We start from the raw sequence: 19,964 nt of genomic DNA on the forward strand, positions 1-19,964 counted from the left end.
ACACGTTGTGCCGAGCGGGGGTCACTTGCCCCACGGCGGACCAGTGTACGGGTAGTCGTGCGACTTTCCCAACCGGTCTGCCCCTCGCGCGTCGGGCGGACCCTCAGCGCGTCGTGCGGATCAGCGCCCGAGCCTGCGACAGCACCTTCTCACCCTGGCAGGTGGCGGTGATGTCGAGCCTGGTCAGGCCCTCTTCGGTGACCTCCTTGACGACCGCTGACACCTCGATCTCGGTGCCCTCGTCGGTGTCCGGGACGACCACCGGGCGGGTGAACCGGACGCCGAAGTCGACCACCGCGTCCGGCGCGCCGGCCCAGCCGGCCACCGCCCGGCCGACCAGGGCCATGGTGAACATGCCGTGGGCGATGACGCCCGGCAGCCCGACGCCGGTGGCGGTGCGGTCGCTCCAGTGGATCGGGTTGAAGTCGCCCGAGGCGCCCGCGTAGCGGACGAGGTCCGCGCGGGTCACCCGGTACGTCTGGGTGGGCAGCTCCATGTCCTCAGGCCTCCCCGCGTACGACGATCTTGGACCAGACGGCGACCACCGGCTCACCGTCCACCGTGCTCACGTCCGTGCGGGTGGTCAGGAAGCCGTGCCCGCCCCGGCTGGTGACCTCCTCGATGGTGCTCACGCACACCAGCTCGTCCCCGGCCACCACCGGCCGGGTGTACGCGAACCGCTGGTCGCCGTGCACCACACGGCTGTAGTCGACGCCGAGCGCCGGGTCCTCGACGATCTGCCGGCTCGCCGCCATGGTGACGACCACCGGGAAGGTCGGCGGGGCCACCACGTCGGCGTGGCCGAGCGACCGGGCCGCCTCCGGATCGTGGTGGGCCGGGTCGGTCGCGCCGACTGCGGCGGCGAACTCACGGATCTTTTCTCGGCCCACCTGATAGGGGGCGGTCGGCGGGTACGTCCGGCCGACGAAGGACGGGTCCAGGGACATGCCGCCGAACCTACACGGAAAACACGAACGCCGATCCGCCCGGTCGGGCGACCCGGAGGCCACCCGTCAGGGGCGAATCGGCGTTCGAGAAAGCTGCTGCGAGCCGGCTGCGCCGGCCGCGATCAGCGGGTCTCGCGGTGGACGGTGTGCTTGCCGTCCCGGGGGCAGAACTTCTTCAGCTCGATGCGGTCCGGGTCGTTACGGCGGTTCTTGCGCGTGATGTAGTTGCGCTCCTTGCACTCCACACACGCCAAAGTGATCTTCGGCCGAACATCGGTCGCCTTCGCCACGGCGGAGTGCCTTCCTCGCTCACGGAACAACTACAGCGCGTCAGCCTACGCGCTGACGACGCGGACATGCAAAGTGGGCGCCTGTGGCGCCCGTCCCACCGGCCACCGGGCTGGGCCCGGAGGACGAGAGTAGCGGTGGCCGGACTTGAACCGGCGACACAGCGATTATGAGCCGCTTGCTCTGCCATCTGAGCTACACCGCCGTGGCGGGTCCAGCCGGACCCTCTGAGCCCCCTTACGGAATCGAACCGTAGACCTTCTCCTTACCATGGAGACGCTCTGCCGACTGAGCTAAGGGGGCCTGCTCGATCACCCCGGGGGGTGTCGCGCAGAGGAAACAGTACACGACCGCGTCGCGCAGGTGAAATCGGATCCCCCAGGTGCGTGTCCGCCCTGGTCAGGGCACCACTCGCAGGCGCGGCAGCTCCCCCGCGACCACCGTCTCCGGGTCGACCTGGGCGCCGAACCAGGCCTCCAGCCGCTCGTACGGCAGAGGGCGGCTGAACAGGAAGCCCTGGCCGATCTCACAGCCGATGTCCTGGAGCAGCTCCAGCGTCAGCTCGCTCTCCACGCCCTCGGCGACGACCGCCAGGCCGAACTGCTGGGACAGCGTCACCACCGCGTTGACGATCGCCAGGTCGCCCGGATCGGTGGCCATGCCCTGCACGAACGACCGGTCCACCTTCACCTCGTGCACCGGCAGACGGCGCAGCTGCGCCAGCGACGAGTTACCGGTGCCGAAGTCGTCGACCGAGAGGCGGACACCGAGGTCACGCAGGCTGCGCAGGGTCGGTATGGGACGTTCGGTGCCGTCCAGGACACCCGCCTCGGTGACCTCCAGCGTCAGCCGCTGCGGCGGTACGCCGTACTCGGCCAGCAGATCGCGTACGAGCGCCGGGAAGTGCTGGTCGGTGAGCGTACGCGCGGCGAGGTTGACCGCGACGGACAGCGGCTGTTCGCCGTGGCTCCAGTCGCGGCTGCGCCGCAGGCTCTCCCGGAGCACGAACTCGGTGAGCCGGCCGAGCTGGCCGGTGTGCTCGGCCACCGCCACGAAGTCGTCCGGGGCGACGCTGCCGTGCGCCGGGTGCTCCCACCGGGCCAGGCACTCCACGCCCACCAGGCGGCGGTCCCGCAGCGTGACCTTGGGCTGGAAGTAGACCTCCAGCTCGCCCTCGTCCAGCGCCCGTTGCAGGTCGCCGGCGAGACCGAGCCGGCGCAGCGACCGGGACTCCAGCGCCGGGCTGTAGAGCTGCACGCTGCCCGGTACCGACTTGGCCGCGGTGGCCGCCAGGTCGACGCGTTGCAGCAGCGCCACCGCGTCGCTGCCGTGGTCCGGGTGGACGGCCACCCCGACGACCGTGTCCACGTCCAGGGTGAGCGCGTCGAAGACCATCTCGTCGCGGATCTGCTCCCGCAGCTGGGCCGCCAGCTCCAGGGCCGCCTCGGTGCTCTCCAGCCGGAGCGTCACCAGGAACTCGTCCCCACCGGCCCGGCCGACGAGCGCCGAGGAGGGCGCGCAGGAGCGCAGCCGCTCGGCCACCTCCATGAGCACCTTGTCGCCGGCGGCGTGGCCCAGCGACTCGTTCACCTGGCGCAACCGGTCCACGTCGAAGAGCAGCAGCGCCACCACCTCGCCCGGCGCGCGGATCTTTACCGCCTCCGCCACCGACGAGGTGAGACGCCGCCGGTTCGGCAGCCCGGTGAGCGCGTCGTGGTCGGCGTCGTGCCGCAGCCGGTCGACCAGGCGGGAGTTCTCCAGCGCCACCGCGGCGTGCGCGGCGACCGTCTCGAAGACGGGGATGTCGCCGGGGGCGAAGTGGCCGATGTCGCTGAGCCGGTTGGTCACCTCCAGCGTGCCGATCACGGCCTGGCCGGACCGCAGCGGCACCACGATGGCGTCCTTGACCCGCTCCTCCCCCGCGGCCTGCCGCAACGCCGGATCTCCGCCGAGCCAGCGGCCGATCGAGAGGGTACGACCCTTCTTGTGCACCTGCTGGCGCAGGCTCGCCGGGGTGGGCGCCAGGTCCAGCAGGCCGGGCGTGTCCACCCGGGCGGTGAGCAGCACCTCGGGATGCCGCCCTTGGGCGGGCAGCCAGAGCGTCGCGTACTCGGCCTGCATCAGCGCGCGCACCCGGTCGAGCAGGATGTCGGCGAGCGACCGCTCGGTGCCGGAGGCGAGAAGACGGGTGAGCTCGTACATCCCGGCCAGCGTCCGGTGCTGCCGGAAGAACTGGGAGTAGGAGCGGTAGACCAGGACCAGACCGCTGAAGAGGGCGGCGAGCAGCAACGCCGACCACCACGTCGTCTTCAGGGCGATCAGGACGAGCAGGCCGATCGCCACGTTGATGGCGGCGGTGAGCAGAGCCGTCGGCATGCTGCGCAGCGCGTCCCGGCCGGCCTGCCAGCCCTGGAGCAGCACGTGCACACCGACCACGCTCACGAGGCTGACCAGCGTGACCACGCAGACGGCGAGGAACAGGGAACCCCACGTCCCCGGTCCGACACCGCGCAGCGGCGGCAGCGCCAGGAGTACGAGGCTGGCCAGCGAGGTGGCGGCGGCGGCCTTGGCGACGTTGAACCAGAGCTTCGCCGCACCGAAGCGGTGCGAGGCGCTCCAGATCAGCACCGAGAGCGTGTAGATCAGGACGACACTCAACGGGGGCAGGAAGTAGAGCGCCACGATGAGTGGCACCTCGGTGAGCGTCACGCCCACCGACTGGCGCCGGACGTAGACGTTCAGCACCGCGAAGCTGATCCCCGCCATGACGACGAAGAACACGAAGGCGAGCGGCCACTTGCCGAACGGGTGGTCCGCCACCAGGGCGATGCACGTGCTGAAGACCACCGCCAGCAGAGCCAGAGGGGCAGTGACGAGCCAGGCACGTTCCGTCGACCTTCGAGGTCGGCCCTGGCCTACCATGCCCCTCCTACCCGAGACGTCGCCTGCCGGCTAGCAGGCGACTCGATGATTCAGCGCGGGGTGTCCATCGTCCAGACGATGTCGGCGAGTTGCACGGCACCGGTACCGGGGAGGATGCCGAAGGCGCCTGCGACGGCGGCGAGCACGAGGAGCGAGCCAAGCAGCCGGCCCAGCGTTCGACCAGACATGATTGCTCCTGTCGGGAGATTGCCACAGGGATGGTGAAGGTTTCCCGATCGTGCCACAAGCCTGAGGGGCAGAAAAGCGGAGAGGGCCCGCCCAGCCCGAGTAGCTGTCAGGTTCCGCCGTTCGGCCCGGCCGAGCACGACACGCAGCCAGGTCATGGGGGTGAAGGGACGTCGGCCGCTTCGTCCATTGCGGATTCCCACCTTCACCCACGAAGGGGATCAAGTCACGCGAAACCCCACACCACCAACCCTGGGTCGCCCGGCCGGCTCGACCTGGCCGATCCGTCCGGTGGGTTGCCACCGGACCCGCGGGCATTGACCACCATACCTGCCCCTGTCATGAACGCCAGAGGATGATTCCCTCATTCACGCCGGAACAGCTCAGGGTGCACCAGGTGGCCGCCAAGGCCCCGGGCCAGGGTTGTCGCCGGACGGCAGGCGGTGGCGGATATCGGGATGACCGGTCGGCTCCGGTGGCGGACCATGTGCCGATGCCCGTCGAGGACCCGCTCACTCGCCTCCAGGACGCCACCGCCCTCTGGAGCATCCGCCAGTGCACGGCGGCCGAGGTGATCGAGGCCGCCTGTGACTGCCTCGTGGCAGGCGTCGACAGCCCGTCGCTGCGAATCCTGGCCGGCGTCTCGCCCTCCGCCAGCAGTCAGGAACTGATCCCGTGGCTCGAACCAGCCCTCGACGAACTCGGCCTGACCTACTCGCCCCAGGGCAGCCAGGTGGGCGAGGACGCTGCCGTACGCGTCATGGCGAGCAGGCTTCTCGCGGGCGCCCTCACTCCGCGTGAGCTGGCGCGGTGGGCCCACTCGGTGATCGGACACGACGGCACGCCGCTCGCGGAAGAGCTGGTCCTGCTCGACGACGACTACGACACGCTGGAGTTCGGCGAGGAGACCGAGACAGACATCGATGCACGCGTTCTCGCCGAGGCGCGGCGCGTGACCGCTGCTGAGGACCATCGCCGCCGTTCACAACCTCAGCAGAGCAGTCAGACCACAAGATCAGCCGCCCCACTCTCCGGCGGTCACAGCTAGCTGCCGGCGGCTGGGCCCACCGGATCAACGACAACGGCCCCCGATCAGCATCTCTGCTGGTCGGTGGCCGTTGTCACGCCTGGTGGCGGGTAGAGGATTCGAACCTCTGTAGCTTTCGCGACGGATTTACAGAGCGCCAAGCGCGAGCCTATGACCAGGACAAACGCCATCTAGCCCCGGCCCGGTGACACGGATGCGACACAGCCCCCGATTCAGCCGCTCCCACGGTCGATCAACGCTGCGGCTATCTCGCCCATGCTGGTGACCACTGCGTCCGCCCCGGCGAGCCGGAAGGCGTCGACCTTCGCCGGTCGATTCGCGTAGCCGACCACCGCGACCCCGGCGGCCCGCGCTCCCTCGATGTCCGAGAGCGAGTCACCGATCAGCACGCAGCGGGCCGGTAGCTCGCCGAGGGAGCGCACGGCTTGAAGGATCGGTTCCGGGTTGGGCTTCATGCGGCCCGGCTCGGCGTACGCCCGGCCGATGACCGGCGACACGTGCTCGGCGAGCCGGTGCGCCGCGAGGTAGGCCGTCACCGCGCCGGCCGAGTTGTTGCTGACCGCCGCCACCGGCATCCCGGCCTGCCGCGCAGCCACGATGACTTCCCGACCGTACGGCGTCGGAGCCGCAGTCTCGACGGCTCGACGCTCGGCCTCGCAGAGCGCATCCTCTACCGCCCGCGTGACGCCGTGGCTGCCGGCCGCGCCCGTTCGGCGCAGCACTTCGAGCGGGTCCGGCTCGCCGGCAAGGTCCGGTGGCACGTCGACTCCGCGCCGCCGCAGCACATCCACCAGTTCGGCCGCGACCTGCGGCGCGGGATACCCGGCGAAGATGCTGCACACCGGTCCGTCGAAGTCGAGCAACACCGCGCCGACCTCGCCCAGCAGGTCGCCGAGGTCGGCGCTCATCCGTCGTACCGGTAGGCGATAGTCGACCACACCGAGTCGAACCACTGGCGGGATGCCTCTACGAACTGCGTGCCGTGAGACGTGTCGTCGTCGGTCACGGCGTAGTGGAACAACGGCACGTCCTTGCCCATCAGGTCGTAGATCGCCATGGGCTCACCCTTGATCGAGACGGTGCGTTCGACGACGGGATAGAAGCCGTAGAAGACCTCTTCGCCGTTCAAGATGTAGAGCTTGAACAGGGGCGATGCTCGATGCATCCGCACCTCTACCGTGGTTGAGCGGATCAGGCCGAGGTCACCCAGCTCGGCTACCTGGTCGATGATCCCGTCAGCCGCCCGGCGCGTGATGCGCTCGGCTCGCTCTCGCACCGCCGGATCGTCTGCCTGCGTCTCAGCCCGAGCCGGCAGCGCCATGGGCACCGTCATGTCGGAGATCAGGACCCGCACCGCGATCGTCTCCGGCGCGAGCCTGCCAACCCGCACCTTGTCGAGCGCCTCGGCGAGCGCGTCTCGCAGCGTCTCGCCGGAGAATCCGGCGAAGTCGATGGTGACGTGCGGCCTCTCGAATGAGGCTTCGATATGTGGCCGCAGCTCCACGGCCCGCTGCGTCTGCGCGCGGACGAACGCCCCGCTGCCCTGCCGGGACACGATCAGCCGCTCTGCCCGGAGCAGGTCCAAGGCTCGCTTGACCGTCTCCCGCGCCACGCCGTAGCGGGCAGCTAGGTCGGGCTGCGACGGCAGCTTGTCACCGGGCGCGAGCCGGCGCGTGAGGATGGCCGCCCGCAGCTTGTTCGCGATCTGCTGCGAGGCCTGTTTGGGGTCGTCGGGGTCCAGCTCGCCGAGGAAGTCAAGGTTCTCGCTCACCCGCTCACGGTAGCGCTGACTAGCCAAGTTGGGAAAGTTTGCCGCACCCCCTTGACCTGACTAGCCAAGCCGGCTTACGTTCGTCGCGTTGGACCTGGCTAGCCAGGTACGACAAGCCGAGCGGAAGCCGGGGAAGGTAGCGCCTGCGCTGCGCGCCCACGGGCCGGTCGTGTGGTCGTTCATTCAGAACTTCACAGCAGAAGCGCCGCGTAGATCCGTCTGCGGCATCCCCGCCTTGAGTCACACGGTGGCCGACCCCGGTAGATCCCGGGCGAGCGGGGCGAGCGGGCCGGATCCGGCGCGCGGCATGGACTTCTGCCTCTTGATTTCTGTTCGTCCCGGGGCGCGGCCGGTCTGGTCGCACCCCGGGGCATGTCCCACTTCAGCGACTCTCCCGGAGGTTTCCCGTGAGGAAGCACCTTGCCCCCGTGGCCGCCGAGCCGACCGCCGCCGCCCTGGCCGCGATCGACACGGAATGGCCGCTGATCGCCGCCGAGCTGGACGTGCTCGACGCCGAGATCACGATGCTCTACGCCGAGGACCACGGCGGCCCCTCGCCGTTGGACTGGCGGCGTCTGCGCCGGGCTGAGGCTCGCGTCACCCGCGCCGCCGCCGACCTGAACGCCCGCACCAACCCGCACCGCGCGGCCTGATGTCCCGCATCCGCGCCGCCTTCCACGATCCGGACGGAGCGCGGTACGGCATTCCCACCTTCTGGTGGCGCGGTGCTCCGCCCGGCTACGCCACCCGCCGCCAACTGACGGCCGCCGGACTACGCCCCGGTGGTCAGCCGATCGCCGCTCAGATCCTTTGGCGCGGCGTCGGCGGCACCCGCGTCGCCTACCTGTACCGGGTGGACCTGGCCCGACCGAAGCGCACCGCCACCCCCGCCCAACGCGCCGCCATCGGCAAGGCGTTGACCGCCCGCCGCACCTGCCGCGCCCGCGGCCAGGTTCGGCCCTACTGCATTCCGCTCTCGCTCGGCGAGTGCCTTGACTGCGCGAACCCCTTGGAGGCCGCCGCATGATCCCCCGCACCTACACCGACCCGTCCGTCCTGGCCGGCATCGCCGCCGGAGCGTCGTGGGCCGATCCGGAGATGGACCCGACCCGCATCGACTGGACCGCCCGCCGCGCCGCCGCCGCGATTCCGTTCCCGCTGGTGGACGGGCGGCCGGTCAACCCGTACGCGCCGACCGGCATCCGCTACGGCCGCAACGAACTCGGCCACTGGGGCGAGGCCCTGGCCGCCGACGCGATCGTCACCGCATCGGACTCCGACGGGGGCCGGTGGTTGCTACTGATCGAGCGCGACGACAACCACGGGTGGGCGCTGCCCGGTGGGCACGTCGACCCCGGCGAGGACCCCACCGCCGCCGCGTTCCGCGAGTTGACCGAGGAAACCGGCCTGATCGCCGACCCCACCGACCCGTGGGTCACGACGCTGCCGGCCCGCTACGTGCCCGACCCCCGCGCTTCCGATGAGGCGTGGATGGTCACCGTCCCGGTCCGCATCGACCTCGGCCACGGGTGGCGCGTCCTGCCCGACGTGACCGGCAGCGACGACGCCCGCCGCGCCGCCTGGCTTCCCGCCGACGACTACGCCTGCCTCCTGACCCACCTCGACGTGCTGTACAGCGGCGAGGTGTTCCCCGCCCACCGCGACCTGATCGCCGACACCCTCAACCGCTGACAAGGAGCACCCCTGATGACTTCCCGTGTCTCTGGCCGTGGATGGGCCTACTTCGGCGCGATCCTCGGCGGCGCGGTGTCGATCGCCGCGAACGTCGCACACTCCTACGTCCCCCCGGCCGCGCCCGAGGGTGCGCCGCCGATCCCGGCGGACTGGACGCCGCAGACCGGCGCGGTGGTCGGCGCGATCTTCTGGCCGGTGGCGCTGTTCGTCGCCGTCGAGATCCTGGCCCGCGTCGCCTGGCCCGCCGGCCGCCGCTGGTCGGTGCTGCGCTTCGGTGGTCTGGTGCCGGTGGCCACGGTCGCCGCGATCGTGTCCTACAAGCACCTGTCCGGGCTACTCGCCTTCTACGGGGAAGACGGCCTGACCGCCATGATCGGCCCTCTCGCGGTCGACGGGTTGATGGTCATGGCGACCGGCGCTCTGCTGGCGACTGGCGCGCGCACCCACGCCGCCCCGGTGCCCGAGGCGGTGCTCGTGCCGGCCGCCGAGGTGATCGAACCGGCAAGCGCCACCGTGCCGGAAATCGCACCCGCCCCGGTGATCGAACCGGCAACCGCCACCGACCCCGCCCCGACCGTCGCGCCGCCGGCCGACCCGACCCCGGTGCCGGAGTTGGACGACCGCGCCCGCCGTGCCGCTGCCCGCAAGGCGTACCGGCAGAGCGTCACCGCCGGCTCCCCGCTGTCCGGTGCCGCCCTCGGCCGGCAGTTCGACATGTCCGACCGGTGGGGCCGCGACCGGGTGAACGAGGTTCGCGCCGCCGCCGCCAAGACCACCGCCCGCCGCACCGCCGACACCCCGGCGGCCGTGCCGGTCGCCGCCTAGCCCCGCCCGGCGGCACGGCTCCTGGCCTGGAAACCCGTGCCGTGCCGCCGGCCCCCTACCGATCTCCCGACCGATGGAGGAAGCACCATCATGACTGCCCCTGATGAGAACCGTTTCGACTGGCAGGCCGCAGAGGCCGAGCTGACCGACCCGACCACCGGCGAGGGTGCCGAGGTGGTGGACCTGGACGACGCTCGCGCCCGGCGGGTGCCGCAGCCCCGCCCGCCGGCCGAGGCCGAGGCCGACGACAACGACGGCGAGGACGCCGAGAGCATCGACAACGGCCCGGAACGCCTCGGCGGCCCGGTCGACGCCGCCGAGGACATCCCGCCGGACGTGCTCGCCCGGCAGCGCGACCGGCGGCCGATCCTGGCCGATTGGGCGCGCTCGTGGCGCGGCCTGCGCGCGGCCGTGCGGCACCAGAGCAAGGACGCCGGCTACGTCACCGCCTACCACGCGGTGCGCCTGCCGAAGTACGCGGCGAAGACGGCCGCCTACGCCCCGCTCGGCCTGTTCCGCGGGCTCGGCCGGGCGTTGCACTGGGCCAGCGCCGAAGAGGGCAACTGGCACCTGCGGCAGGCCGCCGCGAACAAGGGCGACGCCGACACGTGGATGAAGCTGGATGCCCGCCGGCAGCGCCAGACGGTCTGGCGGTGGTGGGTCCTGGCCGGCGCGGCCGGCGCGATGGTGGCCGGCGCGATCGTGCTGGCGCTCGGCCCGTCGTGGTGGCGGTGGGTCGCTCTGCTGGCGGTGCTGCCGCTGCTGGCCACGCTCGGACGGCCGGCAGACAAGCCGCTCACCGACCGGGTGACCGAGGGCACCCGCTACCGCAAGCTCACCGCCGAGCTGGTCCGCCGGGCGCTCACGTCGCTGCAACTGCCGGCCATCAACTCGGCGGTTGCCAAGGACGCGAAGGCGATCAGCTTCCCGGTGGACATTCACCGCGACGGCCCCGGCCACCTCGCGGTGGTGGACCTGCCGTATGGGGTGGAGGCGTCCGAGGTGGTGGCCCGCCGGGGCAAGCTCGCGTCGGCGATGCGGCTGCCGCTGGATCAGGTGTGGCCCGACTCCGCGCCCGGTCACACGGGCCGCCTGGCCTTGTGGGTCGGCTACGAACCGGCGTCGCAGATGACGCAGCCGCCCTGGCCGCTGCTGTCGGAGTCGGCGAAGGTCGACCTGTTCAAGGCGTTCCCGTTCGCCACCACGCCCCGGCTGGACACCATCCACGCGGGGATGATGTTCCGCAACTGGCTGTTCGGTGGTCAGCCCGGCTCGGGTAAGACGTTCGCGCTGCGCACGCTCGTGCTGGCCGCCGCGCTCGATCCGCGTGCGGAGATCCGGGGCTACGAACTCAAGGGCGTCGGTGACTTCGCCGTGCTGGAGCCGGTCATGACCGAGTACGGCAACGGCTTCGATGACGAGACGCTGGCGCGGTGCTTCGCGTTCATCGAGTGGCTGTACGAGGAGTGCCGCCGCCGCTCCAAGCGCATCGAGCACTACGCGAGGTTGGGCAAGGCCCCGGAGAACAAGGTCACGCCGGAACTGGCCAACCTCAAGGGTTCCGGGCTTCACCCGCTCGTGGCGTTCTTCGATGAGCTGCAAGAGCTGATGACCAGCAAGTACGGCAAGGACGCCGGGGAGATCCTGGAGAAGGTCATCAAGCTCGGCCGGGCGTTCGGCGTGATCCTGCTGATCGGCACGCAGATCCCGGACAAGGACAGCCTGCCCACCGGCATCACCCGCAACGTCAACTCCCGGTTCTGCCTGTCCGTGGCCGATCAGACCGCAAACGACATGATCCTCGGTACGTCGGCGTACAAGCAGGGCTACCGGGCCACGGTGTTCGTGCCCGGCGATGAGGCCGGGTGGGGCATCCTGCGCGGGTTCGGCCCCAAGCCCTCGGCGGGCAAGTCGTACAAGGTCGACACCACCGAGGCCGCCAAGGTCGTCGCCCGCGCCGTCGCGCTGCGCCAGGCCGCCGGCACCCTGCCCAAGCCCGACGAGCAGACCCGCACCGTGGCCCCGGTCGCGGACGTGCTCGGCGACCTGGCCCGAGTGTGGCCGGGCGACGACAAGGCCGCGTGGAACGAGACGCTGTGCGGTCTACTCGCCGAGTTGCGACCCGAGGTGTACGGCGGGTGGGAGGCCGCACAGCTCTCCACCGCGCTCAAGCCCCACCCGCTGGTGAAGGTCGGCGACGTGGGCCGGCGCATCGACGGCAAGCCCGTCACCCGGCGCGGCATCAAGCACGCCGACCTTCTCAAGGCCATCGCGGAGCGTGACCGCAAGCGGTCCGCCGGCTGACCGTCGCGAGGGTGCTAGCGCTAGCGGCCCGACCTGCTAGCGCTAGCACCCCCGCTAGCACCCCATCGGAATCATGAGCTGCGGCCTAGCGGATAGCAGCTCACAGCCCCGCGCACCCGAAAACCGGCCCGGGAGGCACTTGTGAACCCCCTGATCACCCTCGCTATCGCTGTCGCCGTCATCCTCGCCACGGTCACGCTCGGTTACGCCGGGCTGTGCTGGATCAAGCCCTTCACCGCGTGCCGACGCTGCGCCGGAACCGGCCGCCGGACCACCCGCGTACTGCGCCGCCCGCGTGCCTGCCGCCGCTGCGACCGGGGCTACCGGCTCCGCGCCGGACGGTGGATCTTCAACTACTTCCACCGCATCCGCTCCGAGGCCACCCGATGAACCGCCGCAACCCCAACCAGCACACCGACTGGTGCGGCCGGGACCACCGCTGCGGCCTCGGCGAGCACCGCTCGGAAGAGATCGTGGTCGACATCCCGGGCCGCTCCCGCGCCGTCCTGGTGCGCGTGCGGACCGCCGCCGGCCGCGAGCACGCCGAGGTGCGCGTCCGCGTGGCGCTCGCCCCGACCGAGCCGGCCGCCCGCCGCCAGTTGGTGGGACTGCTCGGCGACATGCGCCAAGCCGTCACCCGCGCCGCCATCGCCGCCCGGCCCCGGCCGAGGCGGTGACCTGATGGCGGCCCGGTGGCTCGCCGCGAGCGCGGTGCTCGGCCGACCGGTGACCGACGCCGAGGCGTACCCGCACATCTGCGGCCGGCTCATCCCCGCCGACCACGCCCTCAGCGGGCGGCCCGTGCTGCTGCAACGCCGTGACTGCGCCGCCTGCGCCCACGGCCGGCACGAACGCCGCCACCCCCGCCCCATCCCCGACACCCCGCCCGCTCCACCGGAGAGGACCCGCACCATGTCGGACAACCCGCTGTTGACCGCCGCCCTCGGCCACGCCGAACGCGGCTGGCACGTCTTCCCGCTACGCCCCGACGACAAGCGACCCGCCTTCCCCGACCACACCGCCGACGACTGCACCGGCCGCGACCCGCGCTGCCGGACCGGACACGTCGGGTGGGAGGCACGCGCTACCACCGACCCCGACCGCATCCGCCGAGCGTGGACCGCCCGCCCCTACGGCATCGGCCTCGCGTGCGGGCCGTCGCGGCTCATGGTGGTCGACCTGGACACCCGCAAGGACGGCACCGCCGGCCCGACCGGGCTGGACACCCTCGCCGACCTCGCCACCGCGTACGGGGCTGTCATCGACGCCACGTACACCGTGACCACCGGGCGGGGCGGCACGCACCTCTACTACCGGCACCCCGAGGGCGGGCCGGCGCTGCGCAACACCGCCGGCACGCTCGGCCCGATGGTCGACACCCGCGCCCACGGCGGATACGTCGTGGCCGCCGGCTCGACGGTCGCCGGACGGCCGTACACGGTCGACCTGGACACCGACCCCGCCCCGCTGCCGGCCTGGCTGGCCGAACTGCTGGCGCCCGCGCCGTTGCCGCCGCAGCGGCCGGTGGTGGTCGACCTCGGCACCGGGCGGGCTGGCGGGTACGTGCGGGCCGCCGTCGCCCGCGAGGTCGACCGGGTGACCACCGCGCCGGACGGGGAGCGCAACCGGGCGCTGTACATCGCCGCCGTGGCCCTCGGTCAACTCGTGGCCGGTGGGGCGCTCGGCGCAGACGACGCCCAAAGCGTGCTGGAACAGGCGGGGTTTGACGCCGGGCTGCGCACCGCCGAGGCGTACCGCACCGTCCGGTCTGGCCTCGCCGCCGGCAGCAAGCGACCTCGGACGGTGGCCGCGTGAGTCGGCCCGGCGACAACCGCAGTTGTCACCGCGCGCCCCAGCTCGTCGCGGCAACCGGTCTCGTCGCCGGTCATGCCGCCGCTGTCGCTGCGGCCCGGACGCCCTCGGATGCCCTCGGCGCGCTGTCCGCGTTGGAAGCTGCCTGCCGGGAAGCGCGGGAGTGGATAGCGGTCGATCTGGTGCTCATCGACGGATGGTCGTATGCCGACGTTGGCCGGACGTTGGGCACCACCCGGCAGGCAGCCAGCAAGGCATACGCCGAGGCGGTGAACCTTCGCATGCGTCGCACTATTACCGGCCGCGACGACGCGGTGGTGATCGTGCCCTGCGGCGCAGCGAAGCTCGACCACCCCGCGCCCGCTGGCCGCATGTACACCGGCAGCTACCACCGGGCGTGCCGCCGGGCAGCGGACCGGCTCGGCGGCCGGCTGGTCATCCTGTCCGCCCGATACGGGCTACTCACGCCGGACACCGTGATCGAGCCGTACGAGCTGCGCATGGGCCAACCCGGCGCGGTCACCGTGCCGACGCTGCGCGCACAGGCCCGCCGGCTCGGCATCGACGTGGCCGGCACCGTGACCGTGCTCGCCGGCCGCGACTACGCCGACCCGGTGTCGGCGGTGTGGCCGCACGCCCGCCGGCCTCTCGACGGCACACGCGGCATGCCTGAACAGATGGCGCTGCTGGCCGAGCTGGCGCGCACGCCGACAACCCCGGTTGTCATCCGACCCCGATCCGCCGCGCCGTTCACGGAAGGACGTGCCGCATGACGCCCGCCCGTCTGCACCTGGTCACCGACCACCCGCAACCCACCGAACAGGAAACAGCGGGCGGCCCGCTATGGGATGTTCCAGTGCCCTTGACCGGGCCGTCCACCGCGCCGCCGCCGTTCCCGGTCGACGTGTTCCCCCGCTGGCTCGCCGACATGGTGACCGGCGTCGCCCGGTTCACCCAGACCGATCCGGCCATGGCCGGCACCCTCGCCGTGGCGGTGCTGTCCGCGTGCGCGGGCGGCCGGTTGGAGGTCGAGCCGGTGGCCGGGTGGCGCGAGCCGGTCAACGTGTTCGCTGCCGTCATCGCAGGCCCCGGCGAGCGCAAGTCACCCGTTCACCGCGCCATGACCGCGCCGCTGTTCGCCGCGCAGTCCACCCTGTCCGAGGCGATGCGCCCGAGGATCGCCGAGGCCGCCGCGCTGCGCGACATCGCCGACCGGCAGGCCGAACAGGCCAAGGCCGCCGCCGCGAAGGCCGCCGACCCCGGCAAGCGCGATGAGGCGGCGGCCGAGGCGGTGGCCGCCGCCATCGCCGCCGAGGCCATCACCGTTCCCGGCCTGCCCCGGCTGATCGTGGACGACGCCACTCCCGAAGCGCTCATCGGGTTGATGGCCGCCAACGGCGGACGGATGGCGATCATCTCGGATGAGGGCGGGATCTTCGACACCCTGGCCGGTCGGTACTCCGGTGCCCCGAACCTTGACCCGTACCTCAAGGGTCACGCGGGGCAGCCGATGAGCAACGAGCGGCAGACCCGCGAGGGTGCCTCGGTCGACAAGCCCGCTCTGACCGTGTGCGTCATGGCGCAACCGAGCGTGCTGCGCAAGTTCGGCGGAAACGCCGACCTCGCCGGACGCGGCCTACCCGCTCGATTCCTGTTCGCGCTCCCGCGCTCCCTCGCCGGATATCGGGCCGTGGACACGCCGCCGATTCCCGAGCCGGTGACCGCCGGCTACCGGCACCGGGTGCACGACCTGGCCGCCACCCTCGCCGAGTGGGAAGACCCCGCCGTAGTGGTCCTCACCCCCGAGGCCGGCACCGTGCGGCGGGCCGCCGCCGAACAGGTGGAGGCCGAGCTACGTCCCGGCGGGAGCCTGTACGACATGCGGGAGTGGGGCAACAAGCTCTCCGGCGCGACGCTGCGCCTGGCCGGGCTGCTGCACGTCGCCCACCACCCCGCCGACGCCTGGCGGCAACCCATCGACGCCGACCGCATGGCCGACGCCGTACGCCTGGCCGAGTTCTTCGCCGCCCACTACCGGGCCGCTCTCACCACGATCGGCAGTGACACCGCGATCGAGAACGCCCGGTACGTGCTCGGCGTGCTCACCAGCAAGGGCATGAGTACCTTCACCCGCCGCGAGCTGCACCGCAAGGTGTCCCGCCGGCTCCCGAAGTCCGATGAGGTGTCGGCGGTGCTCGCCGAGCTGGCCGCCCTCGGGTGGGTCCGCAACGGGCCGGACGGCCGCTACGAGCTGCACCCCCGCGCCACGGCGGAGGACCCCGGAAGCGTTGACACGCTGACACCCGCCCCAACCGCCAACGTTTCCGCAGCTCACGGCACGTCCGAGGCTGTCAACGCCCCCCGTTGACAGCCGTTGACAGGCGTTGACAATCCGCCGCCGGCCCGACCGGTGTCAACGGGTGTCAACGCCTGTCAACGCCCCCCGTTGACACCTTCCCACCCACTCCCACCTGCGGAAACGGTCGCCCGGCCGCCGATTGTCAACGTGTCAACGCCTCCCGGCCCCTCCCGGCAGCACCCGACGCGCCGACCGGCCGCCGGCACCCCGGAAACGGCCCGCTGAGAGCCCCTGAAAGCACCACGCCTTACGCCTTACACCGGGAAGCCCCGGATCTTGGCTCTACGGCGCTCTCAGCGGGCCGCCCTACGCCCTTCTGCCGCACCGCCCAACCGACCCTCCACACGCGACCCGCACCGACCGGAAGGCGCTCACCGTGCGACTCAGGCTGCACGGCACACCCGCTGAAACAGCCGCAGCGCTCGCCGCCATCGCCCGAGTGCTGCACATCCAGCAGGTCAGCCGGCCCTACCCCGACCGCCGATCCCCGCTGTTGCAGCGCATCTACCTCCACGCCACCCCGAGGGAGGACACCCGCCCATGACCACCGCCCGCCGCACCCCCACCGGGAACCTACTCACCCTCGCCGAAGTCCTGGACGAACTGCGCGTACCCCGCTCGACCTTCTTCCGCTGGAAGGCCACCGGCCGCGCACCCCGAACGATCAAGTACCCCAACGGCAGCCTGTACGTCCGCCGCCGCGACCTGGACCACTGGCTCGATGACCACGAAGAGGCAGCATGAGCAGCTACGACGTACGGGTTTACAGCATCCAGAAACGGCAGCTCACCAAGGGCTTTTCCTACGGCGTGCGCTGGAAGGTTGCCGGCAGGCCGTTCCGCGACACGTTCGCCACCCGGGCACTGGCCGAGAGCTTCCGGTCCAAGCTCGTGGTGTCCCAGCGGGAAGGCGTCGCGTTCGATGAGGCTAGCGGCCTGCCCGAGCCGATGGCGCGCGCGCTCAACGCCCGGTCGTGGTATGAGCACGCGGTGGCCTACGTTGACATGAAGTGGCCGCGCGCGTCGGCGAAGCACCGCAAGGGCATCGCCGAGACGCTGGCCACCGTCACTCCGGCGCTGCTGGTGACCGACCGGGGCGTGCCGAGCGAGAAGGCGATGCGTGCCGCGCTCTATGGGTGGGTGTTCAACAGGGCTCGCCGAGACGCTGGCGAGCCGCCCGCCCACCTGGCCACCGCCGTGCGCTGGCTCAAGGCCAACACCGTTGACCTGACGGCGCTCGCCGACGCTGCCTTGGTGCGGAAGGCGCTCGACACGCTCGCCCTGCGGATGGACGGTGCTCCCGCGTCGCCCAGCACGATCGCCCGCAAGCGGGCCGTCTTCTCCGGCGCTCTCAAGTACGCCGTTGAGCTGCGGCTACTCGACGCGCACCCGATATCCCTGGTGAGCTGGACTGCACCGAAGATGGCCGATGAGGTCGACCGGGGAGCGGTGGTCAACCCCGATCAGGCTCGGGCGCTGCTCGCCGAGGTGGGGCGCACCGTGCCCGAGCTGGAAGCGTTCTTCGGCTGCATGTACTACGCCGCGCTGCGGCCCGAGGAAGTGCTTCACCTGCGCGAAGACGAGTACGAGCGACCCGCCCAGCGTGGGGGATGGGGCGTGCTGCACCTGACCGGCTCGACGGTGGCCGTAGGACGGGATTGGGGCGACGGAGACGACACCGCCGAGGAACGAGGGCTCAAGCACCGGGCAAAGGCAGCGACCCGGGACGTGCCCGTTGCGCCGCCGCTGGTGCGGCTGCTCGATCACCACATCAAGGAGTACCCGCCGGGATCGAACGGCAAGCTGTTCGTGACCCGACGCGGCCCCGGCGGGCGGTACGTCCCCACCGCCGGTCAGCCGATCCCGAACAACACCTACGGGAAGGCGTGGCGCGACGCGCGGGCAAAGGTGCTCACCCCGGCTCAGCAGCGCTCCCCGCTGGCCCGGCGACCGTACGACCTGCGGCACGCCGCCGTGTCGCTCTGGCTCAATGCGGGGGTGCCGGCTACACAGGTCGCCGAGTGGGCCGGGCACAGCGTGCACGTCCTCATGCGGGTCTACGCGAAGTGCGTCTACGGCCAGGAGGAAGCGGCCCGCCGCCGGGTAGAGGCGGCGCTCGGCCTCCCGACGCCGGCCGCCGACCCGACCCGCCCGGCGGCTTCCGGCACCAATGATCTCGGTGACACGCATGTGACACAGCCAGCGAGATCGAGCGAGCTAGAGCGGGATTGAGTGAGACTCACGAAAGAGGCCCCTGACCGGCGTTCGCGCTGGTCAGGGGCCTCTTCGTGCACCTGGTGGCGGGTAGAGGATTCGAACCTCTGTAGCTTTCGCGACGGATTTACAGTCCGCTCCCATTGGCCGCTCGGGCAACCCGCCAGGGCACACCACCGCGTCGCAACGCGGCAGCGGAAGCAAGGATAGCGGTTGTCCCCGGCACTGCCGCAACCGGGTACCGTCAGGAGGTCCCACGCTGGTCAGCGCGGGACGGACCAGGACAGACCGCCGGACAGCAGGAGCATGAGCATGGCAGCGAACCCGTCGTTCGACATCGTGAGCAAGGTCGACCGGCAGGAGGTCGACAACGCCGTCCGCCAGTCGGAGAAGGAGCTCGCGACGCGGTTCGACTTCCGCGGCACCGGCGCCGAGATCTCCTGGTCGGGCGAGGAGGCGATCAGCCTCCAGGCGGAGACCGAGGAGCGGGTCCGAGCCGCGCTGGACGTCTTCAAGGAGAAGCTGGTCAAGCGGAACATCTCGCTGAAGTCGCTCGACGCCGGTGAGCCCCGTCAGTCGGGCAAGATCTTCAAGATCGATGCCAAGGTGGTGCAGGGCATCGACTCGGACAAGGCCAAGGCGATCAGCAAGAAGATCCGCGACGAGGGCCCGAAGGGCGTGCAGGCGCAGATCCAGGGCGACCAGCTCCGCGTCACCGGTAAGAAGAAGGACGACCTCCAGGCCGTCATCGCTCTGCTCAAGGGCGAGGACTTCGGGCTGGCGCTCCAGTTCACCAACTACCGGTAAGGCTCGGCCGCCCGGGCAGGTCAGGGCATCTGGCCTCGCGGGTCTCGTCGCCACTGGTCGTCGTTCGTCACTACTGTGTGGCGACCGACGGCCTGGCGACGGCCTGACACCACCCGGGCCAGACTGCTAGATGAGCGAGCCCGCTGGCGGTGCCGTTCGGCCGGCCGGGACCCGAGGCGGCGATGTTCTTGACTCTCGACCCGGTCGAGGGCCGACCCTTCCTGGATGACGCCTCAAGAGCCCGCCCAGCAATCAGTCCCTCTCGCGATCGGCCTGGAGATGCTGCGGCCGGTACTGCGCAGCGGCTGGGGAGCGGACACCTGCGATCCACACGATGTGCAGGATTGGCACGCCGGCAACCCGGCCCGTGGTCAGTGCGGAGTGACCGCCTTGATCATCCAGGACCTGCTCGGCGGAGAGCTGATCCTGGGCGAGGTCCTCGCCGGAGACGTCAAGATCGGCTACCACTACTGGAATCGGTTGGCCGACGGTCGCGAGGTCGACCTGACAGCTGACCAGTTCCAGCCGCCGGAAGTCGTCGTCGGGGGTCAGGTCCAGCAACGTCCGCCGGGCCCACCTCGCCGATGCCGCCGGCAGTACGAGATCCTGCGGCACCGCGTCTTCACAGCCCTCTACGGCGGCGAACCGACCCGGCCCACTCGACCGTGACGGCGACGTCGCGGCAGACCGCGGTCCAGCCACGGCCGGCGGGCCGGAACGCCACGGCCGTCTTCTGCCGTCAGGCAACTTCCTTGGGGTACGGGCCGGGCGTGCGGTCGGGTGGGAG

The 19,964-nt window shown here is 71.4% G+C and carries 23 protein-coding genes and 3 tRNA genes; 16 read left to right on the forward strand and 10 right to left on the reverse strand.

Features of this window, described 5'->3' with window-relative positions; all coding sequences use genetic code 11:
* Positions 1-103: 103 nt before the first annotated feature.
* The 7 genes from ACN27D_RS10070 to ACN27D_RS10100 all read right to left on the reverse strand — a co-directional run bounded on the left by ACN27D_RS10070 (position 104) and on the right by ACN27D_RS10100 (position 4,345).
* The gene (locus tag ACN27D_RS10070) at positions 104-496 is read right to left on the reverse strand and encodes a MaoC family dehydratase (protein ID WP_030269317.1); all 393 of its coding nucleotides are present in this window, start codon (positions 494-496) and stop codon (positions 104-106) included.
* Positions 497-500: 4 nt separating this feature from the next.
* Entirely contained in the window at positions 501-947 is a 447-nt protein-coding gene (locus ACN27D_RS10075) for a MaoC family dehydratase N-terminal domain-containing protein (protein WP_120573077.1), read from the reverse strand.
* Between the two features lie 122 nt (positions 948-1,069).
* The gene (gene rpmG, locus ACN27D_RS10080; RefSeq protein ID WP_013288652.1) at positions 1,070-1,237 is read right to left on the reverse strand and encodes a 50S ribosomal protein L33; all 168 of its coding nucleotides are present in this window, start codon (positions 1,235-1,237) and stop codon (positions 1,070-1,072) included.
* A 130-nt stretch (positions 1,238-1,367) separates the two neighbouring features.
* Positions 1,368-1,440 (reverse strand) — tRNA-Met (locus ACN27D_RS10085).
* Between the two features lie 25 nt (positions 1,441-1,465).
* Positions 1,466-1,538 (reverse strand) — tRNA-Thr (locus ACN27D_RS10090).
* 96 nt (positions 1,539-1,634) lie between these two features.
* Positions 1,635-4,157 (reverse strand): putative bifunctional diguanylate cyclase/phosphodiesterase, encoded by a 2,523-nt coding sequence (locus tag ACN27D_RS10095; protein WP_121686190.1) that lies wholly within the window; start codon positions 4,155-4,157, stop codon positions 1,635-1,637.
* A 50-nt stretch (positions 4,158-4,207) separates the two neighbouring features.
* Positions 4,208-4,345 carry a hypothetical protein gene (locus ACN27D_RS10100; RefSeq protein WP_175438858.1) on the reverse strand — a complete coding sequence of 46 codons (138 nt, stop codon included), beginning with the start codon at positions 4,343-4,345 and terminating at the stop codon, positions 4,208-4,210.
* A gap of 491 nt (positions 4,346-4,836) precedes the next feature.
* Between ACN27D_RS10100 and ACN27D_RS10105 the strand changes: the two genes are divergently transcribed.
* Positions 4,837-5,391, forward strand: coding sequence for a hypothetical protein (locus tag ACN27D_RS10105; protein WP_421498969.1), 555 nt, complete (start codon positions 4,837-4,839; stop codon positions 5,389-5,391).
* Between the two features lie 212 nt (positions 5,392-5,603).
* On the opposite strand, the gene ACN27D_RS10110 is transcribed toward ACN27D_RS10105, so the two are convergent.
* Positions 5,604-6,299, reverse strand: a complete 696-nt coding sequence (locus ACN27D_RS10110; RefSeq protein WP_421498970.1) for an HAD family hydrolase — start codon at positions 6,297-6,299, stop codon at positions 5,604-5,606.
* Positions 6,296-7,162: a GntR family transcriptional regulator gene (locus ACN27D_RS10115; protein ID WP_318335729.1), complete on the reverse strand. Its 867-nt coding sequence runs from the start codon at positions 7,160-7,162 to the stop codon at positions 6,296-6,298. The genes ACN27D_RS10110 and ACN27D_RS10115 overlap by 4 nt, the downstream gene beginning before the upstream one ends.
* Positions 7,163-7,569: 407 nt before the next feature.
* Here ACN27D_RS10115 and ACN27D_RS10120 point away from each other — a divergent pair, with 407 nt between their 5' ends.
* The 13 genes from ACN27D_RS10120 (at position 7,570) to ACN27D_RS10180 (ending at position 18,388) form a co-directional block, all read left to right on the forward strand.
* Positions 7,570-7,815, forward strand: a complete 246-nt coding sequence (locus ACN27D_RS10120) for a DUF6284 family protein (protein ID WP_421498971.1) — start codon at positions 7,570-7,572, stop codon at positions 7,813-7,815.
* Entirely contained in the window at positions 7,815-8,189 is a 375-nt protein-coding gene (locus ACN27D_RS10125) for an RRQRL motif-containing zinc-binding protein (protein WP_421498972.1), read from the forward strand. The genes ACN27D_RS10120 and ACN27D_RS10125 overlap by 1 nt, the downstream gene beginning before the upstream one ends.
* Positions 8,186-8,854 (forward strand): NUDIX domain-containing protein, encoded by a 669-nt coding sequence (locus ACN27D_RS10130; RefSeq protein ID WP_421498973.1) that lies wholly within the window; start codon positions 8,186-8,188, stop codon positions 8,852-8,854. The genes ACN27D_RS10125 and ACN27D_RS10130 overlap by 4 nt, the downstream gene beginning before the upstream one ends.
* A gap of 15 nt (positions 8,855-8,869) precedes the next feature.
* Positions 8,870-9,682 carry a hypothetical protein gene (locus ACN27D_RS10135; RefSeq protein ID WP_421498974.1) on the forward strand — a complete coding sequence of 271 codons (813 nt, stop codon included), beginning with the start codon at positions 8,870-8,872 and terminating at the stop codon, positions 9,680-9,682.
* A gap of 90 nt (positions 9,683-9,772) precedes the next feature.
* Positions 9,773-11,986 carry a cell division protein FtsK gene (locus tag ACN27D_RS10140; RefSeq protein WP_421498975.1) on the forward strand — a complete coding sequence of 738 codons (2,214 nt, stop codon included), beginning with the start codon at positions 9,773-9,775 and terminating at the stop codon, positions 11,984-11,986.
* A 141-nt stretch (positions 11,987-12,127) separates the two neighbouring features.
* A complete protein-coding gene (locus tag ACN27D_RS10145) occupies positions 12,128-12,376 on the forward strand; it encodes a hypothetical protein (protein WP_421498976.1) in 249 nt (82 codons plus the stop codon).
* On the forward strand, positions 12,373-12,663 hold the full coding sequence (locus ACN27D_RS10150; protein ID WP_421498977.1) for a hypothetical protein: 291 nt from the start codon (positions 12,373-12,375) through the stop codon (positions 12,661-12,663). The genes ACN27D_RS10145 and ACN27D_RS10150 overlap by 4 nt, the downstream gene beginning before the upstream one ends.
* Positions 12,664-12,667: 4 nt before the next feature.
* Positions 12,668-13,801 (forward strand): bifunctional DNA primase/polymerase, encoded by a 1,134-nt coding sequence (locus tag ACN27D_RS10155; RefSeq protein WP_421498978.1) that lies wholly within the window; start codon positions 12,668-12,670, stop codon positions 13,799-13,801.
* On the forward strand, positions 13,798-14,571 hold the full coding sequence (locus ACN27D_RS10160; RefSeq protein WP_421498979.1) for a DUF6884 domain-containing protein: 774 nt from the start codon (positions 13,798-13,800) through the stop codon (positions 14,569-14,571). Before ACN27D_RS10155 ends, ACN27D_RS10160 begins: the two co-directional genes overlap by 4 nt.
* Positions 14,568-16,166, forward strand: a complete 1,599-nt coding sequence (locus tag ACN27D_RS10165; RefSeq protein ID WP_421498980.1) for a YfjI family protein — start codon at positions 14,568-14,570, stop codon at positions 16,164-16,166. Before ACN27D_RS10160 ends, ACN27D_RS10165 begins: the two co-directional genes overlap by 4 nt.
* A 367-nt stretch (positions 16,167-16,533) precedes the next feature.
* Positions 16,534-16,701, forward strand: coding sequence for a hypothetical protein (locus ACN27D_RS10170; RefSeq protein ID WP_421498981.1), 168 nt, complete (start codon positions 16,534-16,536; stop codon positions 16,699-16,701).
* The gene (locus ACN27D_RS10175; protein ID WP_421498982.1) at positions 16,698-16,901 is read left to right on the forward strand and encodes a helix-turn-helix transcriptional regulator; all 204 of its coding nucleotides are present in this window, start codon (positions 16,698-16,700) and stop codon (positions 16,899-16,901) included. The genes ACN27D_RS10170 and ACN27D_RS10175 overlap by 4 nt, the downstream gene beginning before the upstream one ends.
* Complete coding sequence (locus ACN27D_RS10180; RefSeq protein WP_421498983.1) at positions 16,898-18,388, forward strand: tyrosine-type recombinase/integrase; 1,491 nt, start codon at positions 16,898-16,900, stop codon at positions 18,386-18,388. Before ACN27D_RS10175 ends, ACN27D_RS10180 begins: the two co-directional genes overlap by 4 nt.
* Before the next feature lie 63 nt (positions 18,389-18,451).
* Here ACN27D_RS10180 and ACN27D_RS10185 read toward each other — a convergent pair.
* Positions 18,452-18,535 (reverse strand) — tRNA-Tyr (locus tag ACN27D_RS10185).
* A 147-nt stretch (positions 18,536-18,682) separates the two neighbouring features.
* Between ACN27D_RS10185 and ACN27D_RS10190 the strand changes: the two genes are divergently transcribed.
* Together ACN27D_RS10190 and ACN27D_RS10195 are read left to right on the forward strand one after the other, a co-directional pair.
* On the forward strand, positions 18,683-19,177 hold the full coding sequence (locus ACN27D_RS10190; protein WP_135242086.1) for a YajQ family cyclic di-GMP-binding protein: 495 nt from the start codon (positions 18,683-18,685) through the stop codon (positions 19,175-19,177).
* Positions 19,178-19,456: 279 nt separating this feature from the next.
* The gene (locus ACN27D_RS10195) at positions 19,457-19,846 is read left to right on the forward strand and encodes a YunG family protein (RefSeq protein ID WP_421501128.1); all 390 of its coding nucleotides are present in this window, start codon (positions 19,457-19,459) and stop codon (positions 19,844-19,846) included.
* Positions 19,847-19,964: the final 118 nt, after the last annotated feature.

This window comes from Micromonospora sp. WMMD1274 (assembly GCF_049179035.1).
In the GTDB taxonomy this organism is placed as follows: domain Bacteria; phylum Actinomycetota; class Actinomycetes; order Mycobacteriales; family Micromonosporaceae; genus Micromonospora; species Micromonospora tulbaghiae.